The following is a 22853-nucleotide window of genomic DNA, read 5'->3' as shown; positions in this document are numbered from 1 at the left end:
TCTGGCGCCGCGGGCGGCCCGCCCGTCGCGTCAGGCGGCGATGCCGCCGGCAGGCCGGGCGGCGCCTTGCGGCGCCCGCGCTTCCTGCTGCCTGGCCAGCCGCAGCCCGTTGAACACGACCAGCAGGCTGGCGCCCATGTCGGCGAACACCGCCATCCACATGGTGCCCTCGCCCATCACCGTGAGCACCAGGAACACGGCCTTGATGCCGAGCGCCAGCACGATGTTCTGCCACAGGATGCGCGAGGTCTGGCGCGAGAGGCGGATAAAGGCGGGCACCTTGCGCAGGTCGTCGTCCATCAGCGCCACGTCGGCGGTCTCGATCGCGGTATCGGTACCGGCCGCGCCCATGGCGAAACCGATGTCCGCGCGCGCGAGCGCCGGTGCGTCATTGATGCCGTCGCCCACCATGCCGGTCTTGCCGGCCCCTCCTTCCAGCGTCGCCGCCAGCGCGGCCAACGCATCGGCCTTGTCCTGCGGCAACTGGTCGCCGCGTGCTTCGTCCATTCCCACCTGCGCAGCGATTGCGGCGGCCGTGTGCGGGTTGTCGCCCGACAGCATCAGCGTCTTGACACCCAGCGCATGCAATTCGGCGATCGCCTGCCGGCTGCTTTCGCGCACCGTGTCCGCCACGGCGAACAGGGCCAGCACACCATGGTCCGCGCCGGGTGCGCCTTCCAGGGCCAGCAGGACCACGGTCTTGCCATGGCGCTCCAGCGCTTCGAGCCGGGCCTCCAGCGCGGGCGAGCACAGGCCGAGTTCATGCACCAGCCGGTGATTGCCCAGGCAATAGCGGCGGCCCGCAACGGTGCCGCGGGTGCCGCGGCCGGGCAAGGCTTCGAAGGCTTCCACGCCCAGCAGGTCGAGGCCGTCGGCGCCGGCGGCATGGGCCACGGCGAGAGAGACCGGGTGGTCCGAGCGTGCCGCCAGGCTGGCCGCGATGCGCCGCACCTGCGTCTCCTCGCCGGCCAGCACGGCGAAATCGGTCTGCGCGGGCTTGCCGTGCGTGAGGGTGCCGGTCTTGTCGAGCGCAAGCCAGCGCAGGTCCTTGCCCTGCTCCAGGTAGACGCCGCCCTTGACCAGGATGCCCTGGCGTGCGGCGGCGGCCAGGCCGCTGACGATCGTGACCGGCGTCGAGATCACCAGCGCGCACGGGCAGGCGATCACCAGCAGCACCAGGGCCTTGTAGCACCAATCCAGCCAGTCCCCGCCAAGCAGCAGGGGCGGCGCCAGCGCCACCAGCAGTGCCACGGCGAACACCACGGGCGTGTAGACGGCGGCGAAGCGGTCGACGAAGCGCTGGGTCGGCGCGCGGCTCGCCTGGGCGGCTTCGACCGCGTGGATGATGCGTGCCAGCGTCGAGTCGGCGGCCACCGCCGTCACGACGTATTCCAGTTCGCCCGCCTGGTTGATCGAGCCGGCGAACACGGCATCGCCCTCGCCTTTTTCCGCCGGCACGCTTTCGCCGGTGATCGGGGCCTGGTCGATGGTGGAGCGGCCGCGGCTGACCTTGCCGTCCAGCGGAACGCGCTCGCCGGGGCGCAGGCGGACCGTGGCGCCGACCGCCACGCTGCGTGCCTCGACCTGCAGCCAGCCGCCGTCGGCCTGGCGCACGGTGGCCTGCTCCGGCGTCATCGCCATCAGGCCGCGGATGGCCTGGCGCGCGCGGTCGAGCGAGGCCGCCTCGATACGCTCGGCCACGGCGAACAACACCATCACCATGGCAGCCTCGGGCCACTGGCCGATCAGCATGGCGCCGGTCACGGCGATACTCATCAAGGCGTTGATGTTGAGCTTGCCGTGGCGCAGCGCGATCCAGCCCTTGCGGTACGTGTCCAGGCCGGCCAGGCCGATCGCGGCAAGCGCGAAGGCCAGCGGCAGCCAGGGCACGGCAAGGCCGGCCCACTCGCTGAGCTCGGCACTCAGGGCGGCGACGCCGGCCAGGGCGAGCGGCCACCATGGCTTGCGCACGGCCTCGGGCGCCGCCGCGGGCTCGGCGCCGGCTTCCAGCACTTCCGGCTTCATGCCAAGGCTTTCGATGGCACGCGCCAGGGAATCCAGCGACGCCAGCTTGTGATGAACCGTCAGCACCCGCTGCATCAGGTTGAAGTCCAGTGCCGCCACCCCGGGCATCGCGGCCAGCTTGTCGCGCAGCAGGGCTTCCTCGGTCGGGCAGTCCATGGCGTCGATGCGGTAGCGCACCGTGCGCGTGCCGGGAGGCGCCGCCTGCGCTACCCGGGGCGCGACGGGGGCGGCGCAGCAATCGCCGCCGTGGGCATGGCTGTGCTCATGCGTGTGCTCGTGGCCGTGCTCGTGGCCATGGCTGTGGCGGGGCTCATGGCCGGCTTCATGGTCGTGGCCGTGCACATGACCATGGTCGTCATGGTCGTGCCCGCAGGCCTTGCCAGCACCGGACGCGTGCCCATGCTGGACCTGTCCATGCGCATGGCCGGGTGCGTGATGAGGGGCGTCGCCCTTTGCCTCGGCCGTCCGGGGCTGGCACTGGCCGGCGCAGCAGCCCGGTTCTTCCCGCTTGTTCTGTGCCTGATCGGTCATGGTTCTTATCCGTTGGATGCTTTGCATGCGCTCGATGCGCTCGATGCTATTGAAGACCCTGAAGCGACTACAGGGTCAAGCATCCGGTCTGCGGCGCAGAGAATTCAGCCTCAAGGATCACAAAAACCGCGTACCGAGGTTTGTATGTGCCGCAAACTTAATATATGGCGCGGAAGCGCCGCGAGACGCCTGGGGCTTCCGACCCGCCGCCGGCCATGGCTATAATCGCGGCCATGCGCCGCATCCTGATCCTCCTGCTCGCTTTGCTGCTGCCGCTCCAGCTCGCCTGGGCCGGTGCCGCGGCCTATTGCGGGCACGAGAAGGGGGCCGCGTCGAGCCGGCATTTCGGCCACCACAGCCATGCGCACCAGGAACGGACCACCGCCGGCCACGCCGACGGCGAGGGCGCCAAGCTGCCCGACCTCGACTGTGCCATGTGCCATTTCGCCGGCTCGCACGGACTGGTTCCCGCCACCGACTGGTCGGCCGCGCCGGGCGTCGCCACGCTGCAATACCACCCGCTCGCGGCCACCTGGCGCTCGGCGCCCGCGCGCGCACCAGATCGTCCCCAATGGTCCCGTCCCGCCTAGCCGGCGAGACGACCGCGACCTCTCTTTCCTGCTGACGCCGATTCGTCTCGCCGAATTCCCCGTTTCCAAACCGGTGCAATTCGATGAGAACACTCGTGATCCCGCTCGGGCTGGCGGCAGCCATGCTCGTCCCCGCGGCGTCCGCCCAGGATGCCCTGCCCTTGCCGCCACCGCCTTCGCCGGCCGCCGCGGCATCCCCTCCTATCCCGCCCTCGCGCCAAGCCGAAGCCGGCATGCCGGCGGAATCCACCGGCGTGCTGACGCTCGACAGCGCTCTGGCCCTGGCCGTGGCCTACAACGACACACTGCGCGCCGCTCGCCATGAGGTGGCCGCCAGCGATGGCGGCGTGCTCCAGGCCGGCCTGCTGCCCAACCCCGAAGTGGCTGTGCAGATGGAGGACACGCGCGAAGCGTCGCGCACCCTCACCGGGCAGCTCAACCTGCCGATCGAACTGGGCGGCAAGCGTGCCGCGCGCGTCGGCGCCGCGCAGAAGGCGCGCGAGCTCGCCCTGGCGCAACTTGCGGGCACGCAAGCCAGCTTGCGCGCGGCCGTCAGTGCCGCCTTCTTTGAACTCTTGATCGCCCAGGAGCGCGTCACGCTTGCGCGCGGCACGCTGGGGATCGCCGCCGAAGGCATGCAGGCCGCCGCGCGCCGCGTCGCCGCCGGCAAGATCGCCCCGCTGGAGGAAACCAAGGCGCGCGTCGAGCAGGCCAATGCCGAACTGGAACTGTCGGAGGCGACGGCCGGCCTGGCACAGGCGCGCCAGGCGCTGTCCAGCCTGTGGGGTAGCCCCGTGCCCGGCTTCGGCGAAGCGGGTGGCGACCTGCAGACCGTACCCGCCGCCCCGGCCGACGTCTCGCTGGCGGGCGGTCTCGACGCCGCGCCGGCCCTGCTGGCCAGCCGGCGCGAGATGGAGCGCCGCCAGGCCGAGATCGAGGTCGAACGCAGCCGCCAGTACCCGGACCTGACGGTGAGCCTCGGCGCCAAGCGCGACAACGGCAGCGGTCGCGGCGCCTATCCGGTGCTGGGCATCTCCTTGCCGCTGCCGCTGTTCGACCGCAACCAGGGGCGCCTCTACACGGCGCTGCGGCAGGCCGACAAGGCGGCGGACGAGTACCGTGCCACGCGGGTCCGGCTCGACACCGAACTGCGCCAGGCGGCCAGCCGCCTGGCGGTCGCGCGGACTTCCGCCGAGACGCTGCGCGCGACCGTGCTGCCGGGCGCGCAGCAGGCGTATGGCGCCGCCCGGCGCGGCTTCGAGGCCGGCAAGTTCACCTACCTGGACGTGCTCGATGCCCAGCGCACGCTGTTCCAGGCGCGCATCCGCTACCTCGGCGTGCTGGCCGGCGCCTACCAGGCCGCCGCCGCCATCGACGGCATTCTCGGCCGCTGAAGCCGCATCACAGGACATCTCATCCATGGCAATCACCCGACAACAGAAGATGATGATCGCGGCCATCGCCGCAGCGGCCGCGCTGGCCGCCGGCGGCCTGCTGCTGAGCGGCGACGGTGCCGACGCCCATGCCGACGGCGACGCCGGGCATGCGCATGCAGCCGAGGCCGGGGCCGCCAAGGCCGATACCGGCCCCAACGGCGGCAAGCGCTACGTCGATGGCGACTACACGCTCGAGGTCCTGCTGGCCGAAGACGGCGGCGAACCGCGCCTGCGCGTGTGGGCCACGGCCGCGGGCAAGCCGTTGGCGCCGGCGGGCGTGACCTTGCAAGGCATCGTGCAGCGCCCGACCGGTGACAGCGAAGCACTCGCCTTCCGCGCCGCCAAGGACGGCCTGGTCAGCACCACGGCCGTGGCGGAACCGCATGCCTTCGAAATCCGCCTCGACCTGGCGGTACCCGGCCGGGCCAAGGCCGCGACGGTGCGCCTGCGCAGCGAGGAGGGCCTGGTGGAAATGACGCCGGAGCAGATCCAGTCGGCGGCGCTCACGCTGCGCACCGCCGGCCCCGCGCGCGTCGAGGACAGCGCCCAGTTCCCCGGCGAAATCCGCTTCAACGAGGATCGCACCGCCCACGTGGTGCCTCGCCTCGCCGGCGTGGCGGAGGCGGTGCCGGCCAATCTCGGCCAGCGCGTGAAGAAAGGCGAGCTGCTCGCGGTGATCGCCAGCACGGCGCTGTCGGACCAGCGTAGCGAGTGGCTGGCCGCCCAGCGCCGCCTCGAACTCGCACGCACCACCTATGCGCGCGAGAAGACGCTGTGGCAGGACCGCATCTCGGCCGAGCAGGATTTCCTCGCCGCCCGTACCGCCCTGCAGGAAGCCGAGATCGCCGCCAGCAACGCCGCGCAGAAGCTCGACGCCATCGGCGCGGCGCGCAGCGGCAGCGCGCTCAACCGCTTCGAGCTGCGCGCCCCGTTCGACGGCGTCATCGTCGAGAAGCACCTCTCGCTGGGCGAGGCGGTAGCCGCCGACGCCAATGTCTTCACGGTCTCTGACCTGTCCACGGTGTGGGCCGAGTTCTTGATCGCGCCCAAGGACCTGGACAGCGTGCGCATGAATGAAAAGGTCAAGATCGCCTCGACCGCCTTCGACGGCAAGGCCGAGGGCCGTGTGTCCTACGTGGGGGCGCTGCTCGGCCAGCAGACCCGCACGGCCACCGCCCGCGTCACCCTGCCCAATCCCGAGATGGCCTGGCGCCCGGGACTGTTCGTCACGGTCAGCGTGACGCGCAGCGAGACCGAGGTCCCGGTCGCCATCGATGCCGAGGCGCTGCAGACCGACGGCGGACAGGCGCGCGTGTTCGTCGCCGTGCCGGGCGGCTTCCTCGCGCAGCCGGTGCAGACCGGCCGCAGCGACGGCAAGCGCGTGGAAATCGTCTCCGGCCTCAAGCCGGGCTGGCGCTACGTGGCCGGCAACAGCTTCGTGCTGAAGGCCGAGATGGGCAAGGCCGGTGCCGAGCACGCGCACTGAACCGGAGAGCGATATGTTCGAACGACTGATACGCTTCGCCATCGCGCAGCGCTGGCTGGTCATGCTCGCCGTGCTCGGCGTGGCGGCGCTGGGCCTCTATAGCTACACGCGCCTGCCCATCGATGCCGTGCCCGACATCACCAATGTCCAGGTGCAGATCAACAGCAGCGCCGCCGGCTATTCGCCGCTGGAGACCGAGCAGCGCGTCACCTACCCGATCGAGACCGCCATGGCCGGCCTGCCCGGCCTGGAGCAGACGCGCTCCCTGTCGCGCTACGGGCTCTCGCAGGTCACAGTGATCTTCCGGGACGGCACCGACATCTACTTCGCGCGCCAGCTGGTCAACCAGCGGCTGCAGGAGGCCCTGGTGCAGCTGCCGCCGGGGGTGGTGCCGCAGATGGGGCCGATCTCGACCGGCCTGGGCGAGATCTACCTGTGGACCGTGGAGGCCGAGCCCGGCGCGCGCAAGCCGGACGGCACGCCCTACACTCCGGCCGACCTGCGCGAGATCCAGGACTGGGTCATCAAGCCGCAGTTGCGCACCGTGCCCGGCGTGACCGAGATCAACACCATCGGCGGCTTCGCCAAGGAGTACCTGATCGCCCCCAGCCCCGAACGCCTGGGCGCCTACGGCCTGAGCCTGCAGGACGTGGTGCAGGCGCTGGAGCGCAACAACGCCAACGTGGGCGCGGGCTACATCGAGCGGCGCGGCGAGCAGTACCTGGTGCGCGCGCCCGGCCAGGTCAAGTCGCTGGAAGACATCCGCGACGTCATCGTCGGCACCGCCCAGGGGCAGCCGATCCGCATCCGCGACGTGGCCGAAGTCGGCCTCGGCCGCGAACTGCGCACCGGCGCGGCCACCGACAACGGCCGCGAAGTGGTGCTGGGTACGGTCTTCATGCTGATCGGCGAGAACAGCCGCACCGTGTCGCGCGCGGTCGACGCCCGCATGGCCGCCATCAACCGCACGCTGCCGCCCGGCGTGCGGGCGGTGACGGTCTACGACCGCACCGTGCTGGTCGACAAGGCGATCGCCACGGTGAAGAAGAACCTGCTGGAGGGCGCCGCCCTGGTGGTGGCCATCCTCTTCCTCTTCCTCGGCAACCTGCGTGCCGCGCTGATCACGGCGCTGGTGATCCCGCTGTCGATGCTGTTCACCTTCACCGGCATGGCAGCCTACAAGATCAGTGCCAACCTGATGAGCCTGGGCGCGCTGGACTTCGGCATCATCGTCGACGGCGCCGTGGTGATCGTGGAGAACTGCGTGCGCCGCCTGGCCCACGCCCAGCAGGAACGCGGCCGGCCGCTGACACCGGCCGAGCGCTTCCAGGAAGTCTTCGCCGCCTCGCGCGAGGCACGCCGCGCGCTGATCTACGGCCAGCTGATCATCATGATCGTCTACCTGCCGATCCTGGCGCTGACCGGTGTCGAGGGCAAGATGTTCCACCCGATGGCGCTCACGGTGGTGCTGGCACTGCTGGGGGCGATGGTGCTGTCGGTGACCTTCGTGCCGGCGGCCGTGGCGCTCTTCATCGGCGAGCGCGTGGCGGAGAGCGAGAACCGCCTGATGGCGGGCGCACGCCGCCTTTATGCGCCGCTGCTGGCCTGGACCCTGGCCAACACGCCGGTCGTGCTGGCCTTCGCCGGCGCCGCCGTGCTGCTGGCCGGCCTGACCGCCACGCGCCTGGGCAGCGAGTTCATCCCCAGCCTCGACGAAGGCGACTTCGCCGTGCAGGCCTTGCGCATTCCCGGCACCAGCCTGAGCCAGTCGATCGCCATGCAGCAGCAGATCGAAACGCGGCTGAAGGCGAAGTTCCCCGAGATCGAACGCGTGTTCGCCCGCACCGGCACCGCCGAGATTGCGTCGGATCCGATGCCGCCCAACGCCTCCGACGGCTACGTCATGCTCAGGCCGCGTGCGCAATGGCCGGACCCGTCCAAGCCGCGCGCCCTGCTGCTCGAGCAGATGCAGGCCGAACTGGAGACGCTGCCGGGCAACCGCTTCGAGTTCTCGCAGCCGATCCAGCTGCGTTTCAACGAGTTGATCTCCGGGGTGCGCAGCGACGTCGCCGTCAAACTGTTCGGCGACGACAACGGCGTGCTGGAAGATACCGCGCAGAAGATCGCCGCCGTGCTGGGCAGGATCCCGGGCGCCAGCGAGGTGAAGGTGGAGCAGACCAGCGGGCTGCCGGTGCTGACAGTCGAGGTGGACCGCGCCAAGGCGGCACGCTATGGCCTGAACATGGCCGACGTGCAGGATACCGTGGCCATCGCCATCGGCGGGCGCGATGCCGGCATCCTGTACCAGGGCGACCGGCGCTTCAATATCGGCGTGCGGCTGCCCGAAGGGATCCGCGCCGATGTCGAGGCGCTGCGCCGCCTGCCGATCCCGCTGCCCAAGGCCGGCGAAGCGGCTGCGGGGCTGCCGCGCGCCAGCTACATCCCGCTGGGCGAACTGGCCACGCTGGAGTTGGCGCCCGGCCCCAACCAGGTTTCGCGCGAGAACGGCAAGCGCCGCATCGTGATCAGCGCCAATGTGCGCGGGCGCGATGTCGGCGGCTTCGTGGCGCAGGCCATGGCCGCGCTGGACCAGCAGGTCAAGGTGCCGACCGGCTACTGGATCACCTGGGGCGGCACCTTCGAGCAACTGCAGTCCGCCACCGCCCGCCTGCAGGTGGTGGTACCGGTCGCGCTGCTGCTGGTCTTGCTGCTGCTGTTCAGCATGTTCGGCAACCTCAAGGACGGCCTGCTGGTCTTCACCGGCATCCCCTTCGCCCTGAGCGGTGGCATCCTGGCCCTGTGGCTGCGCGGCATCCCGCTGTCGATCTCGGCGGCGGTTGGTTTCATCGCGCTGTCGGGCGTCGCGGTGCTCAACGGCCTGGTGATGCTGTCCTTCGTGCGCGGGCTGCGCGAGCAGGGCCTGGGGCTGGACGAGGCGGTGCGCGACGGTGCACTGACGCGGCTGCGGCCCGTGCTGATGACCGCGCTGGTGGCCTCGCTCGGCTTCGTCCCGATGGCGATCGCCACCGGCACCGGCGCGGAGGTGCAGCGTCCGCTGGCCACCGTGGTGATCGGCGGCATCCTGTCCTCGACGGCCCTGACCCTGCTGGTGCTGCCGGTACTGTACCGGCTTGCGCACCGGCGCGACACCGCGCCATCGGCGTCCGTGGCGAGCACCCCGCACGCCGACGGCGAGCTGCCTGCCGCCGGATGACGCCAGCCCGGCCCGGCGGCTATCGTGCGGCCGGGCCGGCCCGGCGTTCGGGCTTCAGGGCACGACGTTCAGCATCCACGATACGCCGAAGCGATCGCGCACCATGCCGAAGCCTTCGGCCCAGAAGGTCTTCTGCACCGGCATCAGCACGGTGCCGCCGTCCGCCAGCGCCGCGCACAGGCGCTGCGCCTCCTCGACCGAGGCCGGATCGAGCGACAGGCTGAAGCCGGCAAAGGAGACCGGCTGGCCGGGCATGCCGTCCGAGGCCATGATCTGGCTGCTGCCGACCTGGAGGTTGGCATGCATGATTTTCTCTTCCCACCCCGGCGGCACCGGCGGCCCGCCGGCCGGGGCTTCCTTCTGGCGCATCATGAACGTCACGCTGGCGCCGAGCACCGCGCCGTAGAACGTCATTGCCTCTTCGCAGCGGCCGCCGAAGATCAGATAAGGTTGTACCTGCATCGCGTCTCTCCTGTCGTGGGTCCGGCTGACTGCCGGTGAAGGCATTATGACGCCGCCGGGTTGCGGGCGCGCGGCATCCCCGCCTGGCCCTGGTATTTCCGGTAACTTTTGATTGCAAGCGGATTTCAGCCTTGCAGGAATACTCGAAGAATCAAATCGAGAGATCGGACGGCCATCGCGTGCCAGCGTGCCAGCGTGCCAGCGTGCTGCGCCGCGCCCGCGCCGTCCTTGCAGGCGGGTGAGCCATGGACCACAGTGCAGGCGCTCCCCATGATGTGCGCGCGCATGCTGCGCCACCAGCGGACCGACACTTTCCACCCCCTGAGGGCGGCAGCCGGCCAGGCGCTCAGGCGCCGCCGCGTGGGGCCTGAGCGCCGGCCCCGTAGGGAAACATCAGTTCGAGCACGGTCTCGCCCGCGCTGCTGGAGGCCGTCACGGTGCCGCCGTGCAACCGCATGATGCTGTCGACGATGGCCAGCCCCAGCCCGGTGGAGCCCGCCGAGTTGCTGCGCGCCGGGTCGCCCCGGTAGAAGCGGCCGAACACGTGCGGCAAGGTCTGCGGCGAGATGCCCGCGCCGCCGTTGGTCACGCGGATGCGGGTCGCCTGGTCAGCGCTCGCCACCTCGATGCCGACCCGGCTGCCGGCCGGCGAGTGGCGCAAGGCATTCTCGACCAGGTTGGTCACGGCCCGCCGCAACAGGGTCTGGTCGGCACGCACGGTACCGCTGCCGGCCAGCTCCAGCGCCAGGTCGCGTTCGGCGGCCACCGCCTCGAAGTAGTCCACCACCTTCTCCATTTCCGCGCGGGCGTCGAGCGGGCGCAGGTCCAGCGCGACTTGCGCATGGTCGGCGCGAGCCAGGAACAGCATGTTCTCGATCATGCGCGCGAGGCGCTCATACTCCTCCAGGTTCGACTCGAGCAGCATCTCGTATTCCTGCTGCGCACGCGGCTGCGCCAGCGTGACCTGGGTCTGGCCGATCAGGTTGCTGATGGGTGTGCGGAAATCGTGGGCCAGGTCGGCCGAGAATTCGGACAGACGGGAGAAGCTGTCCTGCAGCCTTGCCAGCATGCCGTTGAACGCATCGGCCAGGTCGCGCAGCTCGGCCGGGGCGCGGCCGGTGTCGAGGCGCGTCGCCAGCCGGCTGGTGGTGACGGCCGACGCCTCCTTGGCCATGCGGCGCAGCGGCCGCAGGCCACGGCACGCCAGCAGCCAGCCGAGGCCGGCCGCCACGCCCGCCCCGCATAGCGTGGCCCACAGCATGCGGCGCTGGTAGGCACCCATCAGCACGGCGCGGTAGCCCGCGTCGCGCGCCACCACGATCTCGACCGCCTCATCGCTGTCGCCGATCCGGCCCAGCGCCGCGATGCCGCTGGACGCCACGCCGTTGCGAGGATGCCAGACCTGCAGGTCCTCGCGTTCAGGGGTCGCCTCGGCGGGCAGCACGCGCAGCGGCGGCACCTGTTCGTGGCGCGGATTGCAGTTGATCAGCGTTTCCCCCTGGCGCGTGCGCACCATCAGGATCAGGCCTTCGTGGCCCAGGGCCAGGTCGGAGAAACGATGGGAGTCCTGGCGCACCTCGTCCACGGAGCCCACCTCGCGCAACAGGTGGCGCACCACCAGCACCTCGCCGATCAGATCGCCTTCGTCGCGCTCCTCGAGCTGCGCGGCCAGGCCGCGTGTCAGGTAGGTGCCGACACCGACCAGGATGGCCACGGTGGCGAGACCATAGGCCAGCGCCAGGCGGACCGTCAACGATTGGTGCAGCCGCCGCCGCAGGCCGGCCGCCGGCACCTGCCGCAGCGGCGCGGGTTGGTCCGGCTCGCCTGCGCCGCTCACGACAAGCCCTCCTCGTCCAGCACATAGCCCATGCCACGCCGCGTGTGGATCAGCTTCTGCTCGAACGGCTCGTCGACCTTGGCGCGCAGGCGGCGGATCGACACGTCGACCACATTGGTGTTGCTGTCGAAGTTCATGTCCCAGACCTGGGAAGCGATCAGCGAGCGCGACAGCACTTCGCCGCGCCGGCGCGCCAGCAGCTGCAGCAGCGCGAACTCCTTCGAGGTGAGTTCCACTTTCTGCCCGGCGCGGGTGACACGGCGGCGCACGGTATCGATCTGCAGGTCGGCCACTTCGATCAGCTCGCTCTCGCGCAGCGGGCCACGCCGCAGGATGGTGCGGATCCGCATCACCAGCTCGGCGAAGGAGAAGGGCTTGATCATGTAATCGTCGGCCCCGAGCTCGAGCCCCTTGAGCCGGTCCGGCAGCGTATCGCGCGCGGTCAGGAACAGTACCGGGGTATCGCGGTCGCGGCGCAATTCACGCAGCACCTGCCAGCCGTCCAGCCCTGGCAGCATCACGTCCAGCACGATCAGGTCATAGGCCTGCCCGCGCGCATGGGCGAGGCCGTCGATGCCGTCGCGGGCAAGGTCGGCCACGAAGCCGGACTCGGTCAGCCCCTTGAGCAGGTAGTCACCCGCCTTCGGCTCGTCTTCCACAATCAGGATGCGCATGGTCTCACTCTTGGTTCACGCCCGCCGCACGGCGGGCGCCTCTGGCCTCGGCTTTCCGCAGCGATGGTCCGGTGGCGATACGCTACCGCAGCCAGGCCTTGCGGAAGCGAACATTGCAGCTTTGTCATGCTGATGTCAGCAAAATGACGCAAGAAAAACCGGTATAATGACCAATTGACCGCATTTGATACGGTTTGGTTCGCGCCACGGTCTTTGCGGTTGATGCGAACAATGCGGCCGATGCAACCCAATGCGGCCGATGCCGGCCTCCGATTGCCGGCGCGGTACGCCTCCAGTCGCCTGACCAATCCCCATCGATGAAACGCTTGCTGCGCTGCTTCCTGTTGTGTCTCGCCGTGTTCGCGCTTCCCTTCCAGGGCGCGGCGGCGGCCATGATGGTCGGCACCGCCGCGCAGGAGGCCGGGGTGGGCGTGTCGATGGCGTCGCATCACGCCGCCGTCCTGATGGAAACGCGCGCCAGCCTGACCAGCGCGCATGATGCGGGCACCGCGCCGCACTGCCACAAAGCCGCCAAGGCTGCGCCGGACGGCGCCGCCGACGCCGGCAAGGCACCGCTCCCGCGCTAGGGCTCCGACCCCACGGCGACTGCAGCCTCTGCGGCCTCTGCGCACTCAGTGGCGCCCCGCCCGGGACCGGTGACGACGCCTGCCTTGTCGCATGCGCAACGGCTGGAGCGAATCCCATCTGGTGGCCGAGCCGGTCGAGCGCGAGTTCGCGCCGGGCATGAAGGCGCATCCGTCGGACAACGCCGGCCAGACCCCTGGTCCCACGTATCGAATCCGTGGAGGACGACCGCAAGCGCATCCACATGGACACGCCGACCATCGAGCATGGCCCTCGCCAAGCTCGACATGGAGGCCAGAACGATGGTGTTCCAGGTCGCCGATCCCGCCTGGATCAATGCCGCCAAGGCAGGCGACATGGCCCGCTTCGCCGTCGAGCGGCGGGATGGCCTGCTGACCGTCACCGCCATCGAGCCCGCGCCCTGGCGGTCGGCGGGATCAGGCCGTGGTCGACAAGAGGGCCCCGCTGGCACTGGAGCCGGAGGCATTCAGCAACTGGGCCAGTGCCGCCATCGCAGACTGCAGTGCCGCGGACGTGGAAGCGATCTCGGTCTGCAGCGCGGACACCGCCGCCGCCTTCGCCTTGTCGTCCATCTTGCTTGCCTGCAGCGCCTGCAGTCGGGTCTCCTCTTCCTGCAATTGCTTCTGCAATTGGGCGATCTGCTTCCTCAGTTGCGCCTCGGTCGTAGAGCTGCCCGTGCTGGAACCGCTGCCACCGGCGGCCCCGGCACCAGCCTGGCCCACAGCCGGTGGCGCCGTTGCGCCTTGGGAGGTGGCCGCGGCCGAGGTGTCGCCGCTGACGGGTGACTGCGCCTTGGCCGAGGTGCCGGCCTGCGCCGCCACCTGGGGTTGAATGAGGGGAATACTGGACATCCGCTGATCTCCGAGAAGGTTTGGGGACACGCCGGGACGGCTCTCCCACCTTCTACGGTTCCGCCGGGCGAAAATTGAGCGCCTGCCCGGCCATGGACCGGCACCATTCCTTCGCCATACTTACACGTCCCCGCCGTCCTTGGACGACCAGCGCGAACGCGCGCCGGCCTCGGGCGGCGGCATCAGCGGATCGAGGTCGGCGCCCGGCATAGGCTCGGGAATCGGCCGGCCGGAATCGCGCCACTCGGCCGCGGCGGCGAAGCCATAGCGCTCGGCATAACCCTTGAACCACATGCCCTCGGGGGAATGCCGCGCGATGCCGTCGAACAGGTTGGCCAGCGTCTGCGTGCTGTGCAGGCCCATGTTCTCGTAGGCCTGGTTGATCATCAGCTTCTGCATCATCAACTGGTTCTTCGGCACCGCGGCGATGCGCTCCGCCAGCCGGCGCACGGCCCCGTCGAGTTCGGCGGCCGGCACCGCCTCATGTGCCAGGCCCCAGGACTGCGCGGTGCGGCCATCGATGACGTCGCCGGTGAACAGCATGCGCTTGGCTTTCTCCGCGCCGATGCGGTATACCCACATCGCCGTGGTCGGGCACCCCCAGACGCGCGCCGGCATATAGCCGATACGGGCATCCTCGGCCATCACCAGCAGGTCGGCGCATAGCGCGATGTCCGAGCCGCCGGCCACGGCGTAGCCATGGACCTTGCAGAGGGTCGGTTTGTAGGAGCGCCACAGGCTGAAAAAGTGGTCGGTATTGGCCCGCATCAGGCGATAGTCGCGCATCGGGTCCCATGGCATGGGCTGCGTATAGCGGCGCTCGCGGTCACCTTCCGCGAAATCCTTGAGGTCATAGCCCGCGCAGAATGCCTTGCCGGCGCCTTGCAGCACGATCACGTGCACGCGCTCGTCGTCATTGGCCGCGGCCACCGCCTGCGCGATCTCGCCGGGCATGGCGGCATCGATGGCATTGAGCCGCTCGGGCCGGTTCAGCGTAATGAACGCCAGGCGGTCTTCCACCTCCAGCTTCAGGGTCGTGAACACCATGATTGCCTCCTCCGTGCTGCCGGGATTCCCAAGGAAAGCACCCGGCGACGGCCTGCGGCCGGCGCGGGCATCGTGCCATTAGAGCAGCGACGGACGACGGCCCACAAGGTGCGGTGCCGCATTCAAGGAGGCTGGGCAGCCTTGGCGACTCAGCGGAAGAAGCGCATGGCCGGGCTATGCGACGCGGAAATGCTCGATGGACTGGCCGGCATTGACGGCGCGCTGCAACCAATCGGGGTATTCACCGGTGCCGTCCCAGGACTGGCCCAGGGCGTTGCGGTAAAGCGCCATCGGGGCGGACGCCGGGACCGGCGGCGGCGCCTCAGCCTCCGCCGTGGCGACGCTGCCGGGGAAACACCCTGCTTCGACGAGATCCTCCAGCGTCAAGCCATGGCGATCCATCTGCTCGCGCACCCATGCTGCCGCTGCGAGCCTGGCAGTTTCAAACTCTGACATTGATATAGCCGAGAAGCCCGCGGACTGACGCGCCGCGCGGGCGAACGTGAGGGAGCGGCCAGACCGGCGACCGCCCCATGGCGGGGATTCTACAGGTAGACAGCCGTCATACGATGCGGAATTGCCCGTACTCTTGTTGCCGCCGGTGCAGCAAGGGTCCGCGGGCGCGGGCAGGGGTGCTTCGGCCTTGCTGCGGCGGAGACGCCAAGTCCCTGATTTCAACTGCTTTTCCGATGGCGCCACGCAGCGCGCGCAAGCGCATCCGGGAAACGACAAGGGGCGCGGCGATTCCTGTCCTGCGCGACTCGCGGCGACGCTGTTGCATCTGGCCGCCCGCGAAGCGTGGCGTGCGCATCACCCGAGGGGGAATCAACTGGATCCGCCGGTTTACTTCGCGCGCGAAACATTTATACTTCGCATGCGAAATACATCGCTAACCGGAGACACCTCCATGCATACCGACCTCGATATCGACCTCACCGAAGGCGTGCTGACTCTCACGCTTGCCCGCCCCGCAAAGAAGAATGCCTTGACCAATGAGATGTATGGCGCGCTGGCCGACGCCATCGCGGGTGCCGCCACCGATGCCGAAGTCCGCGTCGTGCTGATCCAGGGCGACGGTGACCTCTTCACCGCGGGCAACGACATGGCGGAATTCGCCGCACAGGCCGTTGGCAAAGGGCCGGAGGAACGCCATGTCGCGCGCTTCCTGCACAGCCTGTCCAACGCGCTGGTACCGATCGTGGCAGCGGTCCAGGGCAAGGCGGTCGGTATCGGTACCACGATGCTGCTCCATTGCGACTACGTGCTGCTGGCCGAGGGCGCCGAATTGACGACCCCTTTCATCAATCTCGCGCTGGTACCCGAGGCGGCGTCCAGCCTGCTGCTGCCCCAGCGCATCGGCCACGCGCGGGCCTTCGAAATGTTTGCGCTCGGCGAGCCCCTGCCCGCCACTTCGGCACTTGCCTGGGGCATCGCCAACCGGATCGTGCCGGCGGCTACCCTGCGCAGCGAGGCCCGCCGCGTCGCGGACGCGCTCGCCGCCAAGCCGCAGGGCGCGCTGGGCGCGATGAAGCGCCTGATGCGCGATGCCGGCAAGCTGGCGGCGCAGATCGAAGCGGAGGGCGCGGCCTTCGCCCAGCGGCTGGCCAGCCCCGAGGCGAGGGAAGCCTTCCAGGCCTTCGCCGAGAAGCGCCGGCCCGATTTCAAGCGCCTGGCGCAACGTTAGCCGGCGCGGCCGGCTAGGCGAGATCGTCGTCGGAGGCCGGGAACTTCTCCTGCAGGCTGGCAAGCCAGCGCGCCACTACGTCGATCTCGGCCTCGGAGAAGCCGTCGGTCAGGCGCGCGTTCAACTCCGTCAGGCCCGCCTTGGAGCGCTTCAGTGCCGCCCGGCCGGCGTCGGTCAGCCACAGCCGGGCAGCGCGCCGGTCCGTGGTGTCGGCGCGCCGCTCGACCAGTCCGGCACGCTCCGAGCGCTCCGCCAGGCCGCTCATGCCGGGCGCCCCGAGATCGAGCGCCGCGGCGGCTTCGCTCATCAAGGCACCGTTCTGCTTGCCGAGGAAGAAGAGCAAGCCAGCCTGCGCCGCCGTTACACCGCCCGCCGAGGTACGGGCCTGGGTCCAGCGATGCAGGCGCCGCTGGCCGACATTCAACAGATAGACGAGCCGATGTTCCATGTCTTCAGTGAGGGAGCCGTTCCGGCGCGCGGCACCGGCTGGAGCCGTCGTGGCGCCGTCGCGGAGCGGGATTGGTTCGCGTGCGAATCGTAGCATGCGTGGAGCCGGCTCGAAGCCACATGTAGCTCACTTGCGCACGCCCTGGTCATCCTGGCGCGGACGCCATGCTGGTGGCATCCGCACCACGGCCGGCATAGGGGCTGGCGCCGCGCGAGCCTTGTGCCGGCCGCCGCTGCCGGCCGCCGTGGTGCATTGCAGCTTTGTCATTTTCCAGTCATGTTGCGGTGGGCGAGCGCTGCGTAGACTTCCTCCATCGGTAACCGCTTCCGGTTGCCAAATCTCAGGAGAAACGCCATGCGCACGTTCAAGCAAGCCCTGCTCGGCACAGTTCTGGCCACCTCGCTGGCCGCTGCCGCCGGCCTCGCCAACGCCGCTCCCCGCGCCGTCGACCCGTACACCGATGGCGCTGCCGCCAGCAGCAGCCATGCCTACACCGGCGAAGCGCGCCGCGTGCAAGGTGCCCGCGACCCATACTCGGACGGCAATCACCAGGTCAATGCCCGGCGTGATGCCTTCTCCGACGGCGCTTGAGCGGCCGGCCTCCCTGACTTCCCGGGCGTCTGCGCGCCCGGCCGCCCTGGACGGACGCTTTCCCGCGACGCTCGCAGCAAGGGCCGCCGTCTCCGCAAGGGGGCGGCGGCCCTTGCGCCATGCCGGCCCCGAGGTCACGGTGTCACAGTGGGTACGGCCCCTTCGCGGTTCACGCAGCACTGCCTTCATGCCTTGATTGGCCCGGCGCGGCCGCCCGAAGCCGACCCGTGGCCGGCCTGGCGCTGGCTGAGGCGCCTTGACGCCGGCGACCCGTTCATGCACATGCGTGACCGGCCAACGCGCGCCGGCCGCTCACGTAGAATCGAGCTTTTCCAGTCAGGGAGCAGTCGTCATGCGTGTCGCATTCCTCGGTCTCGGTGTCATGGGCTACCCCATGGCCGGCCACCTCGTGGCCAAGGGCCACGAAGTCACCGTCTACAACCGCACCGCCGCCAAGGCACAGCGCTGGGCAGCCGAGTACGGCGGCAAGGCTGCCGCCACGCCCGCCGAAGCCGCGCGCGATGCCGACGTGGTCTGCTCCTGCGTCGGCAACGACGACGACCTGCGCGCCGTGCTGGCGGGCGCTGATGGCGCCTATAGCACCGCGCCGGCCGGCTGCGTCTTTGTCGATCACACCACCGCCAGCGCCAATGTCGCGCGCGAGCTGCACGCGGCAGCCACCGCGCGCGGCCTGCAATTCGTCGATGCTCCGGTCTCCGGGGGCGAAGTCGGCGCGCAGAAAGGCGTGCTCACCATCATGTGCGGTGCCGACGAGGCAGCCTTTGCGCGCATCGAACCCGTGATCTCGGCCTATGCGCGCGCCGTGACCCGCATCGGCGGCCCCGGGGCGGGCCAGCTCGCCAAGATGGTCAACCAGATCTGCATCGCAGGACTGCTGCAAGGCCTGTCCGAAGCGATCGCCTTCGGCCAGCGCGCCGGCCTCGACATGCCGGTCGTGCTGGACGTGATCAGCAAGGGCGCGGCCGGTTCGTGGCAGCTCGAGAACCGCGGCCCCACCATGGTGGAAGACAAGTTCGACTTCGGCTTCGCGGTCGACTGGATGCGCAAGGACCTGGGCCTGTGCCTGGACGAGGCGCGCCGCAATGGCGCCACCCTGCCGGTCACGGCGCTGGTCGACCAGTTCTACGCTGAACTGCAGACGCGCGGCTGCGGCCGTGCCGATACCTCCTCGCTGATCAAGCGCCTGCGCGACTGAGGCGCCGCACCGCCGCGCCGCTGTCGTCCTGGTCCTACACGGATTTCGGCGCGGCGCCGGCACGGCGGACCGCCGCCCCTGCCTATGCTGGTCCTCATCAGGCCCGGACCGGTCGCTGCCATTGCGGCGGCCGGCGGGCAGGAGACCGATCATGGACAAGACCCGATGGATGCGCGCGCTCGCAGCCGGCACGCTGCTGGTCGCGGCGCTGAGTGGATGCACGGCCACCGGCGCGGTGGTGGGTGGCGTGGCAGGCCACGAACTGACCCACGGCAGCACGGCCGGTACCGTCGGCGGTGCTGTCGTCGGCGGGGTGGTCGGGCACGAGCTGGGCAAGTAGCACGAGCACCGGCGCCCGGGCCGGCCGGAAGCTCAGTAGGACTTGGGCAGGCCCAGCACCCGCTCCGCGATGTGGCACAGGATGAGTTGCGCGCTGACCGGCGCGATACGCGGGATATACGATTCGCGCAGGTAGCGCTCCACGTGGTACTCGCGCGCATAGCCCATGCCGCCCAGCGTCAGTACCGCTGTCTGGCAGGCCTGGTGCGCGGCTTCCGCGGCCAGGTACTTGGCCGCGTTGGCTTCGGCGCCACACGGCTGTCCCTGGTCGTATAGCCAGGCGGCCTTCCACACCATCATGTCGGCCGCTTCCAGCGCCATCCAGGCCTGCGCCAGCGGATGCTGGATGCCTTGGTTCTGCCCGATCGGCCGCCCGAACACCACGCGCTCCCGCGCGTAGCGCGTCGCTGCCTGCAGGGCAGCGCGGCCCAGCCCTACGGCCTCGGCGGCAATCAGGATGCGTTCCGGATTGAGGCCGTGCAGGATGTACTCGAAGCCGCGTCCCTCCTCGCCGATGCGGTCACCCGCCGGCACCATCAGGCCGTCGATGAACAGCATGTTGGAATCGACCGCACCGCGCCCCATCTTGTCGATCTCGCGCACTTCGATATGCGCGCGGTCGAGCGTGGTGTAGAACAGGCTCAGGCCCTGGGTCGGCTTGCTCACCTGCTCCAGCGGCGTAGTGCGCGCCAGCAGCAGCATGCGGTTGGCCACCTGCGCGGTGGAGATCCAGATCTTGCGGCCGTCGACGCGATAGGCCGAGCCGTCGGCGCTGCGCACCGCCTGCGTCTTCAGGTGCGTGGTATCGAGCCCGGCATCCGGTTCGGTCACGGCGAAGCACGCCTTGTCCTGCCCCGCGATCAGCGGGGGCAATGCCGATTCCTTCTGCGCATCGGTGCCGAACACCACCACCGGATTGAGCCCGAACACATTCATGTGGATCGACGAGGCGCCCGAGAAGCCTGCCCCCGAGGCCGACACCGTCTGCATGATCAGGGCTGCCTCGGTAATGCCGAGGCCGGCACCACCGTAGGCTTCCGGCATGGCGATACCCAGCCAGCCGGCCTTGGCCATGGCCTGGTGGAAGGCGTGCGGGAACTCATGCCGCTGGTCCTGCCCGGCCCAGTACTCGGGGCCGAAGTCGCTGCACAGTTGCGTCACCGCCTCGACGATGGCGCGCTGCTCCGGGGTTCTTTCGAAATTCATGCCTGCCTCATTCCGGCTGGATGCCGGCGTCCTTGACCAGTTTGGTCCATTTGACCAGCTCATCGGCGACGAAGCCGGCGAACTGTCCGGGCGACTGCCCGAATCCTTCGAAGCCCAGTGCCTCGAAACGCGGAGCCACCTCCTTGCTCGTCGCGATGCGCGACAGCTCGCGGTTTAGCCGCGCCACGATCTCGGGCGGCAACCGCGCCGGCCCGAACACGCCGTTCCACGAGGTGATGTCGAACCCCTTGAGTTCCGGCGTCTCCGCCAGCGGCGGCAGCTCGGGCAGCAGCCGGCTGCGCTGCGCGGTGGTAACCGCCAGCGCGCGCAGCTTGCCGGCCTTGACGTTGGCGATGCCGGCCGCCACGTCGACGAACATCATCGGCACCTGCCCGGCGATCACATCGGTCATGGCCGGCGGCGTGCTCTTGTAGGGCACGTGCAGCAGGTCGAGCCTGGCCATGCGGCCCAGCGTGGCGCCGGCGACGATGCCGGTGCTGTTGCCGCTGGCATAGGACATGCCGGGGTGGGCGCGGCACCAGGCGATCAGCTCGGACACGGTCTTGACCGGCAGCTTGGGGTTGACCACCAGCATGAAGGGCAGGTTGCCCATGCGCGCCACCGGCGTGAAGTCGCGGATCGGGTCGTACAGCAGCTTCTTCATCAGCGAGGGATTGGCCGAATGGGTGGTGTTGGTGGTCATGAACAGCGTGTAGCCGTCCGGCGCCGCCTGTGCCACCAGTTCCGCCGCGATGGCGCCGTTGGCGCCCGGACGGTTGTCCACCACCACGTTCTCCTTCAAGGCCTCGCCCAGTTCCCTGGCGGTGATGCGGGCCACCGCGTCGGTGCCGCTGCCCGCGGCGAACGGCACCACCAGCCGGATCGGCCGGCTCGGATAGGCATCGGCTGCGCGTGCCGGCGGCAGCGCGCCCGCGCACAGGAAGGCCAGCAGGATGGCGCACAGGCCAGGCAGCTTGGTCCGGATCATCATCAGTCTCCTCATTCCAGGCCTGGCGTTCATTGCGCCATCCTTTCCTTGTAGTGCGTATCCTTGACCAGCTTCGCCCAGCGCGCGCTGTCGTCGGCGATGATGGCGGCGAACTGTTCCGGCGTGCTGCCGACCGCCTCATAGTCGATCGCCGCCAGCCGTTCCTTGATCTCGGGGGAAGCGACGATGCGGCTCACTTCCTGGTTCAGCCGCACGATGATCTCCCTGGGCGTGCCGGCCGGCGCCAGCAGGCCGGCCCAGGAGTTGAAGCTCATGCCGGGAATGCCCGCCTCCTGCATGGTCGGCACGTCGGGCAGGGCCGGCGAACGCTTGGACGCCAGCACCGCCAGCGGGCGCAGCTTGCCGGCCCGGATCATCTGCATGCCGTTGAACGGATCGATGGTCATGTCCACCTCGCCGGCCACCACGGCCTGCAACTGGGGACCCGTGCCCTTGTACGGGGCGCTGACCATCTTGGGCGCGCCGATGGCCGTCTTGAAGGTCTCCCCGATCAGTTCGATCATGCTGCTGCCGGTCGACAGGCTCAGCGGCCGGCTGCCGGCACGCGCCAGCGCGACGAACTCCTGCACGGTCTTGGCCGGCACCGACGGGTGCACCACCATGACGAAGCCGATCGCGCTGATCAGGCTGATCGGCGCGAAGCTCTTGACCGGGTCGTAGCCAGCCTTGTACAGCACCGGGCTCAAGGTCTGCGCCCCCGCCGTGTTGAGCAGCAGCGTGTAGCCGTCCGGCGCGGCGCGCGCCACCTGGTCGGTGCCGATGATGCCGTTGGCGCCGGGCCGGTTTTCCACCACCACGGGCTGCTTGAGCGCCTCGCCCAGCTTCTGCGAGAACAGCCGCGCCACCATATCGGTGGCGCCGCCGGGCGCGTAAGGCACCACCAGCCGGATGGGCCGGCTCGGATAGGCATCCGCCCAGGCCAGCGCCGGCGTCAGGCACAATGCCGCGGCCAGCGCCAGTATCCGGCGTCGGGATCTCTGACTCATGCACACCTCCTCTTTGACCTGCTTGCCCTGCTCGATGGATTCCGGCACATGCCGCCGCGGCCCGCCGCCGGGCCGCCGGCGTTCAGGCCGGGCGCACCACGCGCTGTGGAGACTCTTCGTACGGGGGGGCGTAGATCACCAGTACCTTGACCGGCTCGTCGCTGAGCACGGTGAACACATGCATGGTGTCGGCCGGGAAGAAACAGCAGTCGCCGGGGCCGAGTTCGCGCGACTGGCCGCCGATCTCGGCGCGCGCGCGGCCCTGCAGCAGGTAGCAGACCTGTTCGATGCCCGGATGCGCATGGGGCAGCGCGCCCTTGCCCTTCTCGATGGTGCCGTGCACCACTTCGAGCTGGGTGGCGCCGACAGTCTCGCGGCCGATCAGGCGGCGGTTGAGCGTGCCGGTGTGATTCGCCGGGTGGTAGCCGGGCACTTCGTCCGTGCGGACGAAGTATCGAGGCAGGTCTTGCGTCATGGCTGTCTCCGGGCGCCTTGGCGCCGTTTTCATAATTGTGAAAGCGATTTTATACTCATGAAAAACCAAGTCAACTATCGGAAACCACGATCGGGAGAGAGAGCACATGCGCCGCGCTGAAGGCCATCCCCAGCCTGCCC

21 protein-coding genes and 1 pseudogene are annotated in these 22853 nt (G+C 69.6%); 10 read left to right on the top strand and 12 right to left on the bottom strand.

Going from position 1 to position 22853, the window contains the following annotated elements; all coding sequences use genetic code 11:
- Window positions 1-30: 30 nt before the first annotated feature.
- Window positions 31-2556: a heavy metal translocating P-type ATPase gene (locus tag BKK81_RS28795; protein WP_083384515.1), complete on the bottom strand. Its 2526-nt coding sequence runs from the start codon at window positions 2554-2556 to the stop codon at window positions 31-33.
- A gap of 215 nt (window positions 2557-2771) precedes the next feature.
- Between BKK81_RS28795 and czcI the strand changes: the two genes are divergently transcribed.
- From czcI to BKK81_RS28775, 4 genes are all read left to right on the top strand, one after another.
- Window positions 2772-3146, top strand: a complete 375-nt coding sequence (gene czcI / locus BKK81_RS28790; protein WP_231908123.1) for a cation efflux protein, CzcI family — start codon at window positions 2772-2774, stop codon at window positions 3144-3146.
- Window positions 3147-3229: 83 nt separating this feature from the next.
- Complete coding sequence (locus BKK81_RS28785; protein WP_083384514.1) at window positions 3230-4540, top strand: TolC family protein; 1311 nt, start codon at window positions 3230-3232, stop codon at window positions 4538-4540.
- A gap of 25 nt (window positions 4541-4565) precedes the next feature.
- Window positions 4566-6068, top strand: a complete 1503-nt coding sequence (locus BKK81_RS28780; RefSeq protein ID WP_071019988.1) for an efflux RND transporter periplasmic adaptor subunit — start codon at window positions 4566-4568, stop codon at window positions 6066-6068.
- 13 nt (window positions 6069-6081) lie between these two features.
- On the top strand, window positions 6082-9282 hold the full coding sequence (locus BKK81_RS28775; RefSeq protein WP_071019986.1) for a CusA/CzcA family heavy metal efflux RND transporter: 3201 nt from the start codon (window positions 6082-6084) through the stop codon (window positions 9280-9282).
- Window positions 9283-9336: 54 nt separating this feature from the next.
- Here BKK81_RS28775 and BKK81_RS28770 read toward each other — a convergent pair whose 3' ends face one another.
- The 3 genes from BKK81_RS28770 to BKK81_RS28760 form a co-directional block, all read right to left on the bottom strand.
- On the bottom strand, window positions 9337-9744 hold the full coding sequence (locus BKK81_RS28770; protein WP_071019983.1) for a VOC family protein: 408 nt from the start codon (window positions 9742-9744) through the stop codon (window positions 9337-9339).
- Between the two features lie 346 nt (window positions 9745-10090).
- Complete coding sequence (locus BKK81_RS28765; RefSeq protein WP_197524077.1) at window positions 10091-11521, bottom strand: heavy metal sensor histidine kinase; 1431 nt, start codon at window positions 11519-11521, stop codon at window positions 10091-10093.
- Between the two features lie 56 nt (window positions 11522-11577).
- Window positions 11578-12255, bottom strand: coding sequence for a heavy metal response regulator transcription factor (locus BKK81_RS28760; RefSeq protein ID WP_071019981.1), 678 nt, complete (start codon window positions 12253-12255; stop codon window positions 11578-11580).
- 317 nt (window positions 12256-12572) lie between these two features.
- Here BKK81_RS28760 and BKK81_RS28755 point away from each other — a divergent pair, with 317 nt between their 5' ends.
- Both BKK81_RS28755 and BKK81_RS37130 read left to right on the top strand, forming a co-directional pair.
- On the top strand, window positions 12573-12842 hold the full coding sequence (locus BKK81_RS28755; protein WP_156811475.1) for a hypothetical protein: 270 nt from the start codon (window positions 12573-12575) through the stop codon (window positions 12840-12842).
- 264 nt (window positions 12843-13106) lie between these two features.
- Window positions 13107-13196: pseudogene (locus BKK81_RS37130) on the top strand (copper-binding protein); the annotation flags it as partial.
- A gap of 81 nt (window positions 13197-13277) precedes the next feature.
- On the opposite strand, the gene BKK81_RS36620 reads toward BKK81_RS37130, so the two are convergent.
- From BKK81_RS36620 to BKK81_RS28740, 3 genes are all read right to left on the bottom strand, one after another.
- On the bottom strand, window positions 13278-13712 hold the full coding sequence (locus BKK81_RS36620; protein WP_071019976.1) for a hypothetical protein: 435 nt from the start codon (window positions 13710-13712) through the stop codon (window positions 13278-13280).
- 120 nt (window positions 13713-13832) lie between these two features.
- Window positions 13833-14759: a crotonase/enoyl-CoA hydratase family protein gene (locus tag BKK81_RS28745; protein ID WP_083384513.1), complete on the bottom strand. Its 927-nt coding sequence runs from the start codon at window positions 14757-14759 to the stop codon at window positions 13833-13835.
- Between the two features lie 174 nt (window positions 14760-14933).
- Entirely contained in the window at window positions 14934-15215 is a 282-nt protein-coding gene (locus BKK81_RS28740; RefSeq protein ID WP_071019973.1) for an H-NS family nucleoid-associated regulatory protein, read from the bottom strand.
- 451 nt (window positions 15216-15666) lie between these two features.
- On the opposite strand from BKK81_RS28740, the gene BKK81_RS28735 reads away from it, so the two are divergent.
- Complete coding sequence (locus tag BKK81_RS28735) at window positions 15667-16443, top strand: enoyl-CoA hydratase (RefSeq protein WP_071019970.1); 777 nt, start codon at window positions 15667-15669, stop codon at window positions 16441-16443.
- A gap of 13 nt (window positions 16444-16456) precedes the next feature.
- On the opposite strand, the gene BKK81_RS28730 is transcribed toward BKK81_RS28735, so the two are convergent.
- Entirely contained in the window at window positions 16457-16891 is a 435-nt protein-coding gene (locus BKK81_RS28730; RefSeq protein ID WP_071019968.1) for a MarR family winged helix-turn-helix transcriptional regulator, read from the bottom strand.
- Between the two features lie 354 nt (window positions 16892-17245).
- On the opposite strand from BKK81_RS28730, the gene BKK81_RS28725 reads away from it, so the two are divergent.
- The 3 genes from BKK81_RS28725 (at window position 17246) to BKK81_RS28715 (ending at window position 19038) form a co-directional block, all read left to right on the top strand.
- Window positions 17246-17482: a hypothetical protein gene (locus tag BKK81_RS28725; protein WP_071019965.1), complete on the top strand. Its 237-nt coding sequence runs from the start codon at window positions 17246-17248 to the stop codon at window positions 17480-17482.
- A gap of 352 nt (window positions 17483-17834) precedes the next feature.
- Window positions 17835-18698 carry an NAD(P)-dependent oxidoreductase gene (locus tag BKK81_RS28720; RefSeq protein ID WP_071019962.1) on the top strand — a complete coding sequence of 288 codons (864 nt, stop codon included), beginning with the start codon at window positions 17835-17837 and terminating at the stop codon, window positions 18696-18698.
- A 169-nt stretch (window positions 18699-18867) separates the two neighbouring features.
- Window positions 18868-19038, top strand: coding sequence for a glycine zipper 2TM domain-containing protein (locus tag BKK81_RS28715; RefSeq protein WP_231908253.1), 171 nt, complete (start codon window positions 18868-18870; stop codon window positions 19036-19038).
- 32 nt (window positions 19039-19070) lie between these two features.
- Here the strand turns inward: BKK81_RS28715 and BKK81_RS28710 are convergent, their stop codons facing one another.
- The 4 genes from BKK81_RS28710 to BKK81_RS28695 all read right to left on the bottom strand — a co-directional run bounded on the left by BKK81_RS28710 (window position 19071) and on the right by BKK81_RS28695 (window position 22713).
- The gene (locus BKK81_RS28710; RefSeq protein WP_071019957.1) at window positions 19071-20243 is read right to left on the bottom strand and encodes an acyl-CoA dehydrogenase family protein; all 1173 of its coding nucleotides are present in this window, start codon (window positions 20241-20243) and stop codon (window positions 19071-19073) included.
- Window positions 20244-20250: 7 nt separating this feature from the next.
- Window positions 20251-21231, bottom strand: a complete 981-nt coding sequence (locus BKK81_RS28705) for a Bug family tripartite tricarboxylate transporter substrate binding protein (RefSeq protein WP_156811561.1) — start codon at window positions 21229-21231, stop codon at window positions 20251-20253.
- 29 nt (window positions 21232-21260) lie between these two features.
- Window positions 21261-22238: a Bug family tripartite tricarboxylate transporter substrate binding protein gene (locus tag BKK81_RS28700; RefSeq protein ID WP_071022541.1), complete on the bottom strand. Its 978-nt coding sequence runs from the start codon at window positions 22236-22238 to the stop codon at window positions 21261-21263.
- 82 nt (window positions 22239-22320) lie between these two features.
- Window positions 22321-22713 (bottom strand): cupin domain-containing protein, encoded by a 393-nt coding sequence (locus tag BKK81_RS28695; RefSeq protein ID WP_071019951.1) that lies wholly within the window; start codon window positions 22711-22713, stop codon window positions 22321-22323.
- Between the last annotated feature and the right edge of the window lie 140 nt (window positions 22714-22853).

The organism is Cupriavidus sp. USMAHM13, from assembly GCF_001854285.1.
Classification (GTDB): Bacteria; Pseudomonadota; Gammaproteobacteria; order Burkholderiales; family Burkholderiaceae; genus Cupriavidus; species Cupriavidus malaysiensis.
The sequence above is the reverse complement of the archived record's forward strand: the minus strand, read 5'-3'. Positions and strand labels throughout refer to the sequence as shown.